15 protein-coding genes are annotated in these 14565 nt (G+C 72.5%); 8 read left to right on the top strand and 7 right to left on the bottom strand.

Annotated features, from left to right (window positions below; all coding sequences use genetic code 11):
- Positions 1–244: 244 nt before the first annotated feature.
- Together IEZ20_RS17865 and IEZ20_RS17870 are read right to left on the bottom strand one after the other, a co-directional pair.
- Positions 245–1210, bottom strand: a complete 966-nt coding sequence (locus IEZ20_RS17865; RefSeq protein WP_189299645.1) for an SCO0930 family lipoprotein — start codon at positions 1208–1210, stop codon at positions 245–247.
- Between the two features lie 376 nt (positions 1211–1586).
- Positions 1587–1859: a hypothetical protein gene (locus IEZ20_RS17870; protein WP_189299647.1), complete on the bottom strand. Its 273-nt coding sequence runs from the start codon at positions 1857–1859 to the stop codon at positions 1587–1589.
- 28 nt (positions 1860–1887) lie between these two features.
- Here IEZ20_RS17870 and IEZ20_RS40390 point away from each other — a divergent pair, with 28 nt between their 5' ends.
- Positions 1888–2016 (top strand): hypothetical protein, encoded by a 129-nt coding sequence (locus IEZ20_RS40390; RefSeq protein WP_268253066.1) that lies wholly within the window; start codon positions 1888–1890, stop codon positions 2014–2016.
- 32 nt (positions 2017–2048) lie between these two features.
- Positions 2049–2813: a bestrophin-like domain gene (locus IEZ20_RS17875; RefSeq protein WP_189299648.1), complete on the top strand. Its 765-nt coding sequence runs from the start codon at positions 2049–2051 to the stop codon at positions 2811–2813.
- A 176-nt stretch (positions 2814–2989) separates the two neighbouring features.
- Here IEZ20_RS17875 and IEZ20_RS17880 read toward each other — a convergent pair whose 3' ends face one another.
- On the bottom strand, positions 2990–3922 hold the full coding sequence (locus tag IEZ20_RS17880) for a hypothetical protein (RefSeq protein WP_189299650.1): 933 nt from the start codon (positions 3920–3922) through the stop codon (positions 2990–2992).
- A 332-nt stretch (positions 3923–4254) separates the two neighbouring features.
- On the opposite strand from IEZ20_RS17880, the gene IEZ20_RS17885 reads away from it, so the two are divergent.
- Positions 4255–4926 (top strand): class F sortase, encoded by a 672-nt coding sequence (locus tag IEZ20_RS17885; protein WP_189299652.1) that lies wholly within the window; start codon positions 4255–4257, stop codon positions 4924–4926.
- Positions 4927–4951: 25 nt separating this feature from the next.
- Here the strand turns inward: IEZ20_RS17885 and IEZ20_RS17890 are convergent, their stop codons facing one another.
- On the bottom strand, positions 4952–5788 hold the full coding sequence (locus IEZ20_RS17890) for a polysaccharide deacetylase family protein (protein ID WP_189299654.1): 837 nt from the start codon (positions 5786–5788) through the stop codon (positions 4952–4954).
- Positions 5789–6156: 368 nt separating this feature from the next.
- On the opposite strand from IEZ20_RS17890, the gene IEZ20_RS17895 reads away from it, so the two are divergent.
- The gene (locus IEZ20_RS17895) at positions 6157–6627 is read left to right on the top strand and encodes a universal stress protein (RefSeq protein ID WP_189299656.1); all 471 of its coding nucleotides are present in this window, start codon (positions 6157–6159) and stop codon (positions 6625–6627) included.
- A 127-nt stretch (positions 6628–6754) separates the two neighbouring features.
- On the top strand, positions 6755–8179 hold the full coding sequence (locus tag IEZ20_RS17900) for an amino acid permease (RefSeq protein ID WP_189299658.1): 1425 nt from the start codon (positions 6755–6757) through the stop codon (positions 8177–8179).
- A 12-nt stretch (positions 8180–8191) separates the two neighbouring features.
- Here IEZ20_RS17900 and IEZ20_RS17905 read toward each other — a convergent pair whose 3' ends face one another.
- Positions 8192–9340 carry a CapA family protein gene (locus IEZ20_RS17905; protein WP_189299660.1) on the bottom strand — a complete coding sequence of 383 codons (1149 nt, stop codon included), beginning with the start codon at positions 9338–9340 and terminating at the stop codon, positions 8192–8194.
- Positions 9341–9556: 216 nt separating this feature from the next.
- Between IEZ20_RS17905 and IEZ20_RS17910 the strand changes: the two genes are divergently transcribed.
- The 3 genes from IEZ20_RS17910 (at position 9557) to IEZ20_RS17920 (ending at position 11566) form a co-directional block, all read left to right on the top strand.
- Positions 9557–10105 (top strand): sigma-70 family RNA polymerase sigma factor, encoded by a 549-nt coding sequence (locus tag IEZ20_RS17910; RefSeq protein ID WP_189299662.1) that lies wholly within the window; start codon positions 9557–9559, stop codon positions 10103–10105.
- A gap of 143 nt (positions 10106–10248) precedes the next feature.
- Positions 10249–10761 (top strand): hypothetical protein, encoded by a 513-nt coding sequence (locus IEZ20_RS17915; protein ID WP_189299664.1) that lies wholly within the window; start codon positions 10249–10251, stop codon positions 10759–10761.
- Positions 10762–10912: 151 nt separating this feature from the next.
- A complete protein-coding gene (locus IEZ20_RS17920) occupies positions 10913–11566 on the top strand; it encodes a zf-HC2 domain-containing protein (RefSeq protein ID WP_189299666.1) in 654 nt (217 codons plus the stop codon).
- 16 nt (positions 11567–11582) lie between these two features.
- On the opposite strand, the gene IEZ20_RS17925 is transcribed toward IEZ20_RS17920, so the two are convergent.
- Positions 11583–12446 carry an Fpg/Nei family DNA glycosylase gene (locus IEZ20_RS17925; protein WP_189299668.1) on the bottom strand — a complete coding sequence of 288 codons (864 nt, stop codon included), beginning with the start codon at positions 12444–12446 and terminating at the stop codon, positions 11583–11585.
- A gap of 34 nt (positions 12447–12480) precedes the next feature.
- Positions 12481–14550, bottom strand: a complete 2070-nt coding sequence (locus IEZ20_RS17930; protein ID WP_189299670.1) for a SpoIIE family protein phosphatase — start codon at positions 14548–14550, stop codon at positions 12481–12483.
- Between the last annotated feature and the right edge of the window lie 15 nt (positions 14551–14565).

Genomic DNA, 14565 nt, shown 5'->3' on the forward strand with positions numbered 1-14565 from the left:
CGATCCGGTGTTCGAGCTGAGGCTACTGATCGCCTGCCAAAGGAGCGACCCGAACCGGAAATTGACCGTCCGTTCCCGGTCACTGCCTGCGGCAAGTGCCCGTATGACCCCGCTGTGTGACGGCTGTCCGGCCGTGCGCGCGGCCACCGCGCACAGCGATCCGCCCCCTCCGTGCGGTGCGGAGGGGGCGGATCTTCGGCCGCGCGTCGGGCGGGGGGCGGGGCGATCGACCTGGGGAGGTGATCTACTTGCCCGGCGCGCCGACCGGCTTTCCGTCGGGCGAGACGGCGTACCAGGTGCCGCCCACGCCCTGACCGTTGGTGTCGCCGGGGGCCTTGTCCCCGGAGAAGGTGTAGATCGGCCAGCAGTTGACCGTCATCTGCTTGACGCCGTCGGGACGGGAGAAGGACATCAGGCCCTTCTTCTTCACGCCCTCCGTGTCGTCGGTGTTGACCGGTCCGACGGCCGGCCACTTCTCCAGGCAGGCCCCGGTGCAGTGGGAGACGGGCTTCGGCCAGGCCTGGTCCTTCAGGAAGCGGTAGACCGTCATGCCGTTCTTGTCGACGACGACCTCGCCCAGCTTGGGGTCCTTGCGGACGGAGAGACCGGGCAGGTCGGACAGCTTGGCCTTCTTCCCGGAGGGGGCGAGGGCGAACCACTTGCCGCCCACGCCCTGGCCGTTGACGTCCCCGGCGTTGACGTCCTTGGCGTAGCGGTAGGCGGGCCAGCCGCCGATGGTGAGCTGCTTGGAGCCGTCGGCGCGGGTGACCTCGCCGAGCAGCGCCTTGTCGATGCCGGCGCCGGCGGAGGCGTCGTCGGCGGGAACCGGCGGCCAGGTGGTGGCGCAGTCGCCGTCGCAGTTGGACTTGGGCGGGTTGGCGGTGTCCTTGTCGAACCGGTAGAGGGTGAGGCCGGAGCCGTCGGTCAGCACGTTCCCCAGTTCGGGGTTGCTCGCCACGGCGAGCTTGCCCGCGGGGGTGGCCGGCGCCGCGGAGGCGGAGGCCTGGTTGCCGTCGGCGCCGTACCCGTTGCCCGCGCCGGTCTGGGTACCGCTGCCCGGGTTGCCGTAGTCGCCGGCCGCGGCCGTGGCCCCGACGTTCTGGGCCGCCGACGCGGGAGTGGTGGTGTTGTCCTGACCGCACGCCGTCGTCAGCGCCAGCACCGAAGCGGCTGTGGCCACCAGTGAGGCGGTCCGCCAGGAGGTCTTCATCGTCAAACTCCCCATTTTCGCCTGGATATTGCAGCGCCCTGCTGCGCCGCCGCACGGTCATGGGTACGCACCGAAGGGGCCGGCGCGTTCAACGGCGGCCGGAATTTCTTTCCGGCGGTCCGTTCCGCTCGTCAAACCTCCGACCGCACCAACTCCCTCATTCGGATCAACCTCGGCGCACTACGGCGTACGGGAGCCGTCCGCGCCTCATGATCTGCGTCGTGCATGGACCCGAAGTGACCCGATGCGCGCCCGCCACAAGGGTCGTGGCCCTGTTGACGCTGACCTGGGCCCTGGTGGGCTGTCCGGCCGGCATCGCGTCGGCCGACGCCTGCGCGTACGCCTCGACGGGACCGGACGGCACGGTGGCGGTGGCCTACGCCGGCGGCCACCACTGGCCCGACCCGCCCTGCCCGAAGCCGCCGCCTCCGCCGTGTCCGCCCACACCGACACCGACGCCGACACCGCCTCCCAAGCCGACACCCCCGCCGGAACCGACGCCGAAGCCGACGCCCACACCCAGGCCGACCCCCACGCCCAGGCCGAAGCCGACACCCACGCCGCGGCCGCCCGCCCGGCCCGCTCCGCCGCCCCCGCCGTCACCCACGCCCACCCCACCGCCGGCGCCGAAGCCGAAGCCGAAGCCCAAGCCCGCCCCGCGTCCCTCCGTGACCCCGGTGAGCTACCCGGCGTACCAACCCCACGCCATCAGCCACCCACCGCGCGGCCGCACCAAGCCCGTCACCTACGTCCTGCTCATCACCGTTCCCGCGATCGTCGCCGTCGCGGCGCTGCGTCCGCGCTGACGCGCCGGCCCGCTCACCTCTGGAGGCACCTGTTGTCGGATTGGCTTGTTCTCGTCCTCGCGATGCTGGGGGCCTGTGCCGTGGTGGTGGTCATCACGCTGCTACGGCACCGGACGGCCGCCGAGGACGAGGATCCGAGCGAGACCCCGGACGTCATCGAGTACATGACGATGTGGATCGGTGTCATCTACGCCATCGTGCTGGGCCTGGCCATCGCGGGCGTGTGGGAGGCCCGCAACGCCGCCCAGGACTACGTGCAGACCGAGGCCCAGGCGCTGCACGAGATCTCCGAACGGGTCCGGGTCTACCCGCCCGACGTCCGGGACGGCATCCGCGCGGACCTGGACGCCTACGTGACCTACGTCGTCCACTCCGAGTGGCGGACGATGGCGCACGAGGAACGCGTCACGGACCGCGGCACCGAACTGCTGCGGCAGGTCCGGGCGGACGTCACCGACTACCGTCCGAAGAACGACTTCGAGGCACAGGCCTACCAGCCCCTGCTGGACCAGCTCGCCACCGCCGACCAGGCGCGCAACGCGCGGGCCGACTCCACCGGGGCCACCATGCCGCCGGTGGTGTGGTGGGGGCTGCTCACCGGGGCGCTGATCACCATCGGCATGGTCTTCGCGCTCCAGATCCGGCGCACCGGACGTGAGCTGATCCTGGCCGGGCTGTTCTCCGCGACCATCGCCTTCATGCTGTTCCTCATCTGGGACTTCGACGCGCCCTACAGCCGGGGCATCGCGGTGACCGCGGAACCGTTCCTGAGCCTGTTCCCTGGCGCCGGCGGATAGCCCGGCCACCGCCTCGGCACCCGCCACCGCCTCGGCGCCCGACGCCTCGGCGGTACGGCCGCCACGACAGGCCTTCGCCCCCGCTTCCGTGCGGAATCGGGGCGAAGGCCTGTCGGTGTGCGAGGGCTCGGGGGCGCGGGGACGGCTCCGGTGGCCCCGGCGGCGCACCGGGGCGCTCAGACGCGCTTCTCGTGCCGGCGACGCATCCAGAGGGCACCACCGCCGACCAGGGCCGCGGTGACCAGGCCGCCGCCGATGGCCACGTCGGCGGGCGTGGCGCCGGTGGTCCTGCTTCCGCCGATGCCGCCGTTGACACCGCCGAGCACGGTGAAGGCGTCCCTGCGGGTCAGGGTGCGGCCGTCGCAGCGCACGGTGACGTCGTAGCGGCCGCGGCGGGCGGCGCGGTCGACGGTGGCGACACCCCGTGCGGTGTCGTCGCGGAACGACTCCAGCCGGACGGTGCCGAAGGCGTCGGAACTCGCCGTACCGAACGTGCAGCCGTTGACGATGATGGTGAGGCGGCCTCCGGCGGGCAGGACGTCGGGCGTGACGAAGATGTCGCGCGAGTTCACGCCGTCACCGTGGCCCTCGCCCTCGCCTCCGTTCCCGCGGCCGAAGTCGCCGCCTCGGTCGCCGCCTTCACCCCCGTGGCCGTTGCCCCCGCGGCCGTTGCCCTCGCCCCCGCGACCGTTGCCCTCGCCCCCGCGACCGTTGCCCTCACCGCCGCGGCCGTTGCCCTCGCCCCCGCGGCCGTTCCCGTTCCCGTTGCCTCCGTGGCCGTTGCCGTTCCCGAAGCCCTCGCCCCCGCGGCCGTTGCCGTTGAAGTTCCCGTTGCCGTTCCCGTTGCCGTTCCCGTTGAAGTTCCCGTTGCCGTTGAAGTTCCCGTTCCCGTTGAAGTGGCCGTTGCCGTTGATGTTGCCGTTCCCCGGGAAGACGCCGTTCCCGCTGAAGGTGCCGATGTTGCCGGTGCCGGGGACGATGACGGTGGTGTTGTCGGTGCCGCTCGGTCCGCCCCCGTTGCCCATGCCGTCCGCGACGGCCACCGGGGCGGCGAGCCCGAGCACGGCGACTGTGGTGCACGCCGCCGCCAGGGCACGTTGGTTGCGCATGTGATCCTCCGCGGGAGGTCACCGGGTCCCGTCCCCGGTGGATCGGCGAGAAACACCTCCCAGGGAAGACCCTCGGACGCGCGGAACACGCCCGCATGTCGAGAATGGTCCGTCCCGGTGATCCGACACGCCGACGGACAACCGGACAATCTGATATTGCCGCAGGTCACGGACCGTCAGAAAATTCCTGGGAACGGCAACTCGGATGGCTCACCGGACGGGCGGCCCGCCACCCGTTCGCCGATCGCCCCGTCGCCCGTGGCCCGCGCGGGATTTAGCGTTTTCCCATGCGCGACGGACGTGGGGACGACCGCGTCGAGAGGGGATGGCGAATGTCTGCGTCCAAGCTGTCCGAGCTTGCCGAGGAGGAAGCGCGGCGGAGGAAACGCGCCCCGTGGGGCGTCATAGCGCTTGCTCTGCTTTCCGGCCTGGCGCTCATCCGGAACGGTTCCGGAGAATTCGACGTCGGCCCGCCGCAGCCCGCCTCGGCGGCGGCCCCGGACATCCGTGCCACCCAGGGCTCCCTCGCGCCCGCACCCACGGCGCTGCCGTTCTCCCCCGTGCAGCGGGTGCGGATCCCGGCGATCCGGGTGGACGCCCCCGTGGTGCAGGTCGGACTGGACACGGACGGCTGGGTCGCCGCACCGCCGCCGGACAACCCCAACCTGGCCGGCTGGTTCACCGGCGCCGTCTCCCCGGGGGAGAAGGGCACCGCGGTCGTCGTCGGCCATGTCGACAACAAGCAGGGCCCCGCCGTGTTCTACGGTCTCGGGGCGCTGCAGAAGGGGAACCAGGTCGAGGTCCTGCGCCAGGACGGGAAGACCGCGGTGTTCGAGATCTACGGCGTCGAGGTCTTCGCGAAGAACAACTTCCCCGGCGACCGCGTGTACGGCTCGAAGGGCACACCGGAACTCCGGGTCATCACCTGCGGGGGCGGATTCTCGAAGCAGAACGGCTACGAAGGGAACGTCGTCGTCTTCGCCCGTCTGGCCGCGGTGGTCTGAGCCGCCGCGGCCGGGACGGTGACCGTCACACGCGCCGGCGCGGCACGCTGATGCGGTATCCGGAGTCGATCAGATAGGGCAGCCATTCCCGGATGGCGTGGACGGTCTGCGAGCGGTCGCCCCCGGCGTCGTGGGAGAGCACCACGACCCCGGGGGCGGCGCCCTCCTCGACCCGGTCCACGATGGTGTCGGTGCCGGGCTCCGACCAGTCGGTGGTGTCCACGGTCCACGCCATGGGCTCCATGCCCATGTCGGCCCCCAGTTGGAAGGCGGCGCGGTTCCAGGCGCCGTAGGGGGCGCGGAACCACTGCGGGCGCTCGCCGTAGGCGTCCTCGATGGCGTCGCTGGTGCTCTCCATCTCGTCCCGGATCTCCCCCCGGTCGAGTTCGGTCAGCAGCGGGTGCGTCCAGGTGTGGTTGCCGACGACATGGCCCTCGTCGGCCATCCGGGCCAGCAGTTCCTTGTTCTCGACCACGCACTCGCCGCACACGAAGAACATCGCCCGTACGCCGTAGTGGGCGAGGGTGTCCAGGATGTGCGGGGTGTACTCCGGGTGGGGGCCGTCGTCGAAGGTCAGCACCATGCGCCGGCCGCGCCCGGAGATCCGCAGGATGGGCTCCTCGCGCACCTTCAGCTTGCGGGGCGCGGCGCGCGGCGGGCCGTACCCGGTGAGGGGCTGGAGCCGGAAGGCGGAGGGCGCCAGCGCCTGGCGGGCCTGCGGGCCGGCGACGGGTGCCGCGGCGGTCGGGGCGGTCTCCTCGGTGCCGGCCAGGACGACTCCGGCGGTACCCGCGGCTCCCAGGGCGGCGGCCCCGCCGGCGAGGAGGATCCGGCGGCGCGTGAACAACTGATCCTTCTGCATGACCCATCAGTCGCCCCGCCGGACTCCGGCGCACCCCAACGACACCGGTGCGACTGCGGGAATGCACCCGGACAGCGGAGTGGACACGGGTTCGGGCGGGGCCGTGCGGCGGGGCCGGCCGGTTCCGGGTTCCGGACCCGTCCTGGCGCGGGTCCGGCCCCGTCCCCTCCGGCGAGGCCGGACACCGGCACGGACGGCGGGCCCGCCGTGGTGGCGGGCCGCCGTCCGGTCTCCGAGTGCCCCCTCCACGTACATGAACTCCACGTGCCCCGCGCGGAACCACGGGTCCCCTGCACGCCGGTCACGGTGCATCAGGTCCGGGACCCCGGACAGCCGGGGGAATCGCTGATTCCGATAGCCTCACGGCCGTGACGGAACAGCACGAGCAGCACTCTCACCGGTTCGAACGGGGTACGGACGGGCCGAAGGTCATCCTGGTCGGCGTGGACGGCTCCGACTCCTCGATGCGCGCCGCCGCGTACGCGAGCGGACTGGCCCGGCGCCAGCACGCGCTGCTGGCGGTGGTGTACGTCCAGCCGGTGCTCGCGGCGGGGGCGGCGCTCGGGGCCCCGGTGGCGGAGACCACCGACGAGATCGCCGAGGACCTGGTCGCGCAGATCCGGGAGGCGGCCGAGCGGGTCAGGGGGATCTTCGAGGTGCGCTGGGAGTTCCACACCTTCCGCGGGGATCCCTACAACGGGCTGGTGCAGGCGGCGGACGAGCTGAAGGCGGACGCGGTGGTGGTGGGCGCCTCGGAGCAGGCCGGGCACCGGATCATCGGCTCGGTGGCGGTCCGGCTGGTGAAGGCGGGACGCTGGCCGGTGACGGTGGTGCCGTAGGGCGGCGGGACGGCCGGCGGCGGGCACCGGACCCCGGGCCGGCCGTGCGTGGCGTCTTCCCTGGGCGGCGGCCCTGAGCCATCATGATCGGCCGTCAGCCGTTGCCGTGGGCGAAGAGGTGAGACGCATGGCCGGGATCCGCGCGGGTGAGGGAATTCTCCGCCGCAAACCCATCGAGCACATCGAGGAGACCGAGGTCGGCGAGGGCACCCGGCTGGACAAGTCGCTGGGGCTCTGGCAGCTCACCGCCATCGGCGTGGGCGGCATCATCGGCGCGGGCATCTTCACGCTGGCCGGCACGGTGGCGAACGGTACGGCCGGGCCCGCGGTGCTGGTGTCGTTCCTGATCGCCGGTGTCGCGAGCGCGTGCGCGGCGCTGTCGTACGCCGAGTTCGCGGGCCTGATCCCGAAGGCGGGGTCGGCCTACACGTACGGGTACGCGGTGCTCGGCGAGTTCGCGGGCTGGTTCATCGGCTGGGACCTGCTGCTGGAGTACACCGCGATCGTGGCCGTGGTCGCCATCGGCATCTCCGGCTACTTCAGCTTCCTGGTCGAGGAGATGGGTGCCGATCTGCCGCGGTGGATGCTGGGCGCGCCCGGCACCGGGTCCGGGCACCGGGTCGACCTGTTCGCGGCCCTGCTGTGTCTGCTGATCGCCTGGCTGCTGAACCAGGGCATCCGCAGCGCGGCCCGGTTCGAGACGTTCGTGGTCGCGCTGAAGGTGCTGGTGGTGCTGCTGGTGATCGGGGTGGGCGCCTTCCACATCAACACGGGCAACTACCACCCCTTCTTCCCGTTCGGCATCACCGGCGCGTTCACCGGCGCCGCCACGGTGTTCTTCGCGGTGTTCGGCTACGACGCGATGTCGACGGCGGCCGAGGAGTCGAAGGACGCCCAGCGGCACATGCCGAAGGCGATCATCTACTCGCTGGTGATCTCCATGGTGCTGTACGCGGCGGCCTGTCTGGTGCTGACGGGCATGCAGAACTACAAGGACATCGACAAGGAGAGCGGCTTCTCCACGGCGTTCAAGTCGGTGGGCCTGGGCGCGCTGGCGGACGTGATCGCGGTCGGTGCGATCATCGGCATCCTCACGGTGATGTTCACGTTCATGCTGGGCGTGACCCGGGTGTGGTTCTCGATGTCCCGGGACGGACTGCTGCCCCGGTGGTTCGCGAAGACGCACCCGACGCGGCACGTGCCGACCCGGGTGACCTGGATCGTGGGGCTGGCCTCGGCCGTCATCGCCGGGTTCGTACCGATCGGCGAGGCGGCCGAGCTGACCAACATCGGCATCCTGCTGGCGTTCGTGGTGGTGTGCGTGGCGGTGATCGTGCTGCGCTACCGGCAGCCGGAGCTGCCGCGCACCTTCCGGACGCCGGGGATGCCGGTCGTGCCCGCGCTGGGTGTCCTCTTCTCGATCTGGCTGATCACGTTCCTGCAGTGGCAGACCTGGGTGCGGTTCGCGGTGTGGTTCGTGATCGGCTGCGTGATCTACTTCGGCTACTCCTACCGGCGCTCGGTGCTGGCCGTCCGGCGGCCCGCCGAGTGAGCGGGACGCCGGTCACTCCCCCATGACCAGGCCGTCCTGGGCGGCTCCGCGGCTGAGCACCACCTGCCTGATCCGGTCGCGCCGGGCCTGCAGTTCGGCGCCCCGGTCGATGGCCTGGTTGAGGTTGACGACCCGGCCGGCGTCGAGGTCGTACAGCTGCGGGACGAACTCGGCCTTGGTGACCCGCCAGGCCTCGCCGGGCCGGGCGGGCGGGGCGAAGGTGAAGCGGCCGAGGGTGGACTCGTTGCCCCGCGGGTCCTGGGCGCCGTCGCCGTTGTACATCTCGCCGGCGATCTGGTCGCCCATCCCGTAGATCACCCAGGTGCCGTTGACCTTCTCGTACGCCTGCGGGACGTGGGCGTGGGTGCCGAGGATCAGGTCGATGTCCCGGTGGCCGTCGGTGGCGGAGGCGGTGAGCCGCTGGGCGAGGGAGAGCTGGAGCCGGTCGGGCTGGTCCTGCCACTCGGTGCCCCAGTGCACGGAGAGCACGACCACGTCGGCGCCGGCCTTCCGGGCGGCACGGGCGTCGGCGATCATCCGGTCGGCGTCGATCAGGTTGACCGCCCAGGGCTGTCCGGGCGGCAGCGGGTTGCCGTTGGTGCCGAAGGTGTACGACAGGTGGGCGACCCTGGCCGCGCCGGCCCGCAGCATCGTGACCGTACGGGCCTCGGCCTCGCTGCGGGCGGTACCGGCGTGCCGGAGGCCGGCCCCGTCCATGGCGTCGAGGGTGCGCCGGATGCCGGCGGCGCCGTCGTCGAGGGCGTGGTTGGAGGCGGTGGAGCAGCCGTCGTAGCCGGTGGCGGCGAGGCCGTCGGCGATCTGCGGCGGGGACTTGAAGACCGGGTAGCCGGCGTAGTCGCCGTCGGCGCCGTAGACGGTCTCCATGTGACACAGCGCCAGGTCGGCGCGGGAGACGACCGGTTGGACGCCGGCCAGCATGGGACGGAAGTCGTGGCCGCCGCCGTCGGCGTCGTAGGCGGCCCGTTCGATGACGGAGGTGTGCGGCAGGACGTCCCCGGAGGCGACGAGGGTGAAGCCGCGGGCCTCGGTGGGCGCCGCGCCTGACTGGGCGCCGGAGTCCCGGTGCTGGTTCTGGCAGGCCGCCCCGGCCGCGAGGACGGCGGTCAGGGCCAGGGCCACCTGCTGTCTGCGTCCGATCATCAGCTCACCCCAGGATTGTCGTATATACAGACGAAGCCGTGACGGGCATATGGGTATGAAGCTGATGTGCCGGATAAACAGACCGGGTGGGGTCATTAGCCCGTCCGGTGTCCTGTCGGCCCGCTCGGCCGACCGTTCGCCGACGCGATCGACCGTCCGTCGCAGGGCCGGGTCCGCCCCCTGTCCGCCGGCCGCGCCCTGCGCTGCGATACGGCCATGACGGCCGGAACCTCACTCACCCACCGGGCGACGACCGCCGAGCACGAGCTGGCCGCGCTCCAGCGCGAGCACGGCGGATTCCTGTTCGCCCTGCTGTTCAGGCTCTGCGACGGAGACCGGCAGCGCGCCGAGGACCTCGTGCAGGAGACCCTGGTGCGCGCCTGGCAGCATCCCGAGGCGCTGCACGCCGACGACTACGACTCCGTACGGCCCTGGCTGCTCACCGTGGCCCGGCGGCTCGCCATCGACGCCCGGCGGGCCCGGGACGCGCGGCCGCCCGAGACCGGCGACGAGGTCCCCGAGAACGCGCGGGTGACCGCCGACCACGCCGAACGGGCCGCGGCGATGCTCGATGTCCGGGAGGCTGTGAAGACACTCACGCCGGAGCACCGTGACGTCCTGGTACTCGTGTACTTCCTCGGGGCCAGTGTGGCGGAAGCGGCGCGGACCCTGGGGATTCCACCCGGTACCGTGAAATCCCGGGCGTACTACGCGCTGCGCGCCCTGCGCCGGGTCCTTCCGGGTTACGCCGCCGACCTGCGGTGAAACCGGAGCCTGAGCAAAGCCTTGGTAAAGCGCCTTGCTGCGGCCCCCGTTCGGGCAATGGGCTGTCCTCATGCGCGTTCCGGTCGGGGGCCGGGCCCGGGATTCGGGCGACGCGCGGGTACCGGAGGAAGGGCAGGAAGGGCATGCCGCACAGAGGTCACGAGAGCACGGACGGCACCGGCGGCGGTGAACTGGCCGTCCCGATGGCCTGGTTGTACGCCGAGTACATCGCCGACGAACTGCTGCGCACCGGCGATCTGATGCCGCCGACGTCCTTCGAGTTCCGGGCCGGCCGGGACGCCCTGGCGCTGACCGTCTTCCTGTCCGACACCGACGGGGAGCTGTCCGGCATCCGGGTGATCTCCCAACTGGAGAACTGGCTGTCCCTGACCGCCTACGACCAGCCGTGGCGGGACTGGGTGCGCGAACGGATGGCCGAGCTGACGGACCGGGCGGCCCGCGCCGGCACCCCCAGCCCCGACCTGGCGCTGGCGGAGGACGCCTGGCGGTGGCTGGAGGAGACCGAGCTGCTCGCCCCGGACCTGGACGCGGTGCCCGGCGGCGGGGCCCTCGGGGAGGACGACGGACCGAAGGTGTGGACCCCGGCCTGGCGGCTCGGCCTGCCCCTCGGCCACCTCGCGATCCACCTCTTCTGAACGTCCCGGAATTCACACCAATCCGCGGGCCGGACCGCTCCGAATCTCTTGTCCGTGATTCTTTGCGCGGCTTGAGTGATTCGGCGGTCGGCTGCGTACGGGTGGGAGCAACGAGTAACCCTTCCCCCACCCTTCGGCACGAGGATTCGGCATGAGGTCCCTGGAAAGGCATCGCGACGTCGGCGCGTACGCGCTCGGCGTGCTGGACGAGGCGGAGGCCTTCCGCTTCGAGGACCACCTCATGGAGTGCCCTCAGTGCGCGGCACGCGTGACCGAGTTCGGGCCCGCGACCCGGCAGTTGATGCTGTACCGCCGGGCCACGCCGCGTTTCGTGCACCCCATGGCACAGCCCGGTCCCCGGCTGCTGGACCGGCTGCTCGGCGACCTGGCACGCCGGCAGCGGGCACGGCGCCGCCGGCTGCTGTACGGCCTGGCCGCCTCGGTGGTGCTGGCCGTGGCCGGTCCCGGGATCGTGGCCTTCGCCGGCCACGAGGAGCCGGCCGCCCGGGTCACGGCGGCCACCGATCCGCGGACCGGGGTGTGGGCGCGGGTCACCTCCGCCGACCAGGACTGGGGCAGCGATCTGCGGCTGGAGGTCAAGGACGGCTCCGGGGCGCACACCTGCCGGCTGGTCGCGGTCGGCCGCGACGGCACGGAACAGGTCGTCGCGGGCTGGACCAACCCCGGCGAGGGCGCCCGGCCCACCACCACGATGGGCGCCGCCTCGATGCACCCGGACCAGATCGCCCGCTACGAGATCCGCACGGCGGAGGGAAAGCTGCTGGTCACCGTCGGGGCACGGTGACGGCACCAGCCGGGGCTCACTTCAGCAGGCGGGACAGCCTGCGGTCGGCCAACGGCTTGCCGCCCGTCTGGCAGGTCGCGCAGTACTGGAGCGAGGAGTCGCTGAAGGAGACCTCCCGGATGGTGTCGCCGCACACCGGGCAGGGCTCGCCGGTACGGCCGTGGACGCGCAGGCCGCTCTTCTTCTCCGTCTTCAGGCGGCCGGCCGCCACTCCCCGGGACCGCTCGACCGCTTCGGCCAGCGTGTCGCGCAGCGCCGTGTACAGCCGGTGGGTCTCCTCCGGGGTCAGGGAGGCGGCGAGCTTGAACGGGGACATCCTCGCGGCGTGCAGGATCTCGTCGCTGTAGGCGTTGCCGACGCCCGCGATCAGGGACTGGTCGCGCAGGGCGCCCTTCAGCTGCCGCCGCTCCTCCCGGAGCAGGGCGGCGAAGCGGTGCTCGTCGAAGTCGGCGGCGAGCGGGTCGGGGCCGAGGCGGGCGACGCCCGGGACCTCCCGGGGGTCCCGGACCACGTACACGGCGAGGCGCTTCTGGGTGCCGGCCTCGGTCAGGTCGAAGCCCTCGCCGGTCTCCAGCGCCACCCGCAGCGCCAGCGGCCCCTTGCCCGGCTTGGGCGGGCCGTCGGGCAGCCGGTCCCTCCACTGGAGCCAGCCCGCGCGGGCCAGATGGGTCACCAGGTGCAGGCCGGTGTCCGTCTCGACGTCCAGGAACTTGCCGTGCCGGCGCACGGCCGTCACCTCGGCGCCCTCGACGGCGGTGACCGGGGGGTCGTAGGTCTTCAGAACGCTGACGGCGACCGGCAGTACCCGCACCAGCCGCCGTCCGACCAGGTGCTCGGTGAGGAAGTCCGTCAGCGCTTCTACCTCGGGCAGTTCCGGCATACGTCCAGAGTGCCATCCGGCACCGACAACGGTCCTAGGGCAGCCGGAACTCGCACCAGACCGCCTTGCCGCCGCCGCGGGCCTCCACGCCCCAGACGTCGGCGAGCCGGTCCACGAGGAGCAGACCGCGGCCGGAGACGCCGTCCTGCCCCGCCTCGCGGCGGCGCGGCAGGGCGCTGGAGGAGTCCTCGACCTCGATGCGCAGCCGGCGGTCGCTGCCGACCAGGGCCCGCAGGGTGACGATCGCGGAGCCCTCGGTGTGCAGCAGCGCGTTGGTGATCAGCTCGTCGGCGGCCAGCTCGATCTCGTCGGCGCGGTCACGGGCGCCCCAGGCGCGCACCGCGGCGCGGATCATGTGCCGGGCCCGGATGAGCGCCTCGGGATCGCCTGCCGCGACGTGCTGCCGGAGCCGGCCGGCGGCGCGCGCGGTCCCGGGGGCGTTGCGGCGCAGCAGGAGCAGGGCCACGTCGTCGTCGCCGCCCTGCTCCTCGGACCGCCGGATCAGCAGGTCGGCGAGTTCGTCCACCTCGTCCGGGCCGTCCCCGATGAGCGCGGCGAGGCCGCGCATGCCGTCGTCGAGATCGGTCCCGGGCTGTTCGACGAGGCCGTCGGTGCACAGCAGCAGGGTGTGCCCGGGGTCGAGTTCCAGGGTGGCGACCGGGTACTCCAGTCGGCCGAACTCGGCGGACAGGCCGAGCGGCAGCCCGCCCTCGACGGGGACCCGGGTGCAGCTGCCGTCGCTGTGCCGGACCAGCGGGTCGATGTGCCCGGCGCGGACCATCTGGACGACTCCGGTGGACAGGTCGGCCTCGGCGTACAGGCAGGTGGCGAACCGGTCGGTGTCGAGTTCGTGCAGGAAGACCGAGGCGCGGGCCATCACGGTGGCCGGGGTGTGGCCCTCGGCGGCGTAGGCCCGCAGCACGATCCGCAGCTGGCCCATGACGGCCGCCGCGTGCGTGTCGTGGCCCTGGACGTCCCCGATGACCGCGCCGACCCGGCCGCCGGGCAGCGGGATCAGGTCGTACCAGTCCCCGCCGATGTCCCGGCCGAGGGCCGCCGAGCGGTAGCGGACCGCGACGTCGGCGCCGCGGACGCGGGGGATGGTGCGGGGCAGCATGGCCTGCTGGAGGCCCTGGGCGAGGTCCTTCTCCTGTTCGTAGAGCATGGCCCGCATGAGGCTCTGGGCGATGCTGCTGCCCAGCGCGACGAGGACGGCGCGCTCCTCCGCGGAGAAGCCGCGCCGGTCGTCGTAGAGCAGGCCCATCCCGCCGATCGGGCGGGCCTGGGCGATCAGGGGCAGATAGGCGGCCGAGGTGATGTGCAGGTCGGTGATGTGCGGCCAGAGGATCGGGTAGCACGCGGCGAACTCCTCCGGGGACTCGATGAACCGCGGGGTGAGCGTGCGGACGACCTCGCTCATCGGGTACGGCTCGTCGATCCGGGTGATGCGGGTGCCGGGGACGGAGCTGCCCGCGGGTCCCTCGGCCACCAGCCGGATCCGGCCCGCCTCCACCAGGCCCATCACCAGGCTGGCCGCGCCCAGGTGGCGGACGCCGTGGGTGTCCTTGAGGACGTCGATGACGTCCTGGACGCTGCGGGCGTGGGCGAGGGCGGCGGAGATCACCTGGACGACGCCGGTCTGCTGCCGGAAGGCCTGGTCCTGGGCGGCCCGCAGGCTGCGGGCCGAGCTGTCGGCGAGTTCCTCGGTGGCGTCGCGGACGATGCCGACGACCCGGCGCGGGCGGCCGGTGTCGTCGCGCCGGATGTAGCCCTGGGTGTGCGTCCAGCGCATGGTGCCGTCGCGGCAGCGGATGCGGAAGTAGGCGCCGTAGTTCTCACTGCCGTCCTTGATCGCCCGGGCGACCGCCGCGTCCAGCCGGGCGGCCTCCGGCGGCGGCACCCGGAGGGCCAGGGTCTCGGGGCGCCCGTCGTACTCCTCGGGCCGCAGGTCGAACACGGCGAAGGCCTGGGCGTCCATGTGGAAGAGACCGGCGTCCAGGTCCCAGTCGAAGCTGCCCATGCGGTTGAGCGCGAGGATCGGGTCCGGGTGTGCGGGCCAGTCCTCCGGGAGGGACAGGGCGGCGCTCGCTCCCTGGTGGGCCATGGGGCCCAGACTGCC

The organism is Streptomyces cinerochromogenes, assembly GCF_014648635.1.
Classification (GTDB): Bacteria; Actinomycetota; Actinomycetes; order Streptomycetales; family Streptomycetaceae; genus Streptomyces; species Streptomyces cinerochromogenes.

Coding starts and splice junctions, on each gene's coding strand:
- IEZ20_RS17865 (WP_189299645.1), bottom strand. CDS start 1,210: ATGAAGACCTCCTGGCGGACCGCCTCACTGGTGGCCACAGCCGCTTCG.
- IEZ20_RS17880 (WP_189299650.1), bottom strand. CDS start 3,922: ATGCGCAACCAACGTGCCCTGGCGGCGGCGTGCACCACAGTCGCCGTG.
- IEZ20_RS17885 (WP_189299652.1), top strand. CDS start 4,255: ATGTCTGCGTCCAAGCTGTCCGAGCTTGCCGAGGAGGAAGCGCGGCGG.
- IEZ20_RS17890 (WP_189299654.1), bottom strand. CDS start 5,788: ATGCAGAAGGATCAGTTGTTCACGCGCCGCCGGATCCTCCTCGCCGGC.
- IEZ20_RS17900 (WP_189299658.1), top strand. CDS start 6,755: ATGGCCGGGATCCGCGCGGGTGAGGGAATTCTCCGCCGCAAACCCATC.
- IEZ20_RS17905 (WP_189299660.1), bottom strand. CDS start 9,340: ATGATCGGACGCAGACAGCAGGTGGCCCTGGCCCTGACCGCCGTCCTC.
- IEZ20_RS17910 (WP_189299662.1), top strand. CDS start 9,557: ATGACGGCCGGAACCTCACTCACCCACCGGGCGACGACCGCCGAGCAC.
- IEZ20_RS17915 (WP_189299664.1), top strand. CDS start 10,249: ATGCCGCACAGAGGTCACGAGAGCACGGACGGCACCGGCGGCGGTGAA.
- IEZ20_RS17920 (WP_189299666.1), top strand. CDS start 10,913: ATGAGGTCCCTGGAAAGGCATCGCGACGTCGGCGCGTACGCGCTCGGC.
- IEZ20_RS17925 (WP_189299668.1), bottom strand. CDS start 12,446: ATGCCGGAACTGCCCGAGGTAGAAGCGCTGACGGACTTCCTCACCGAG.
- IEZ20_RS17930 (WP_189299670.1), bottom strand. CDS start 14,550: ATGGCCCACCAGGGAGCGAGCGCCGCCCTGTCCCTCCCGGAGGACTGG.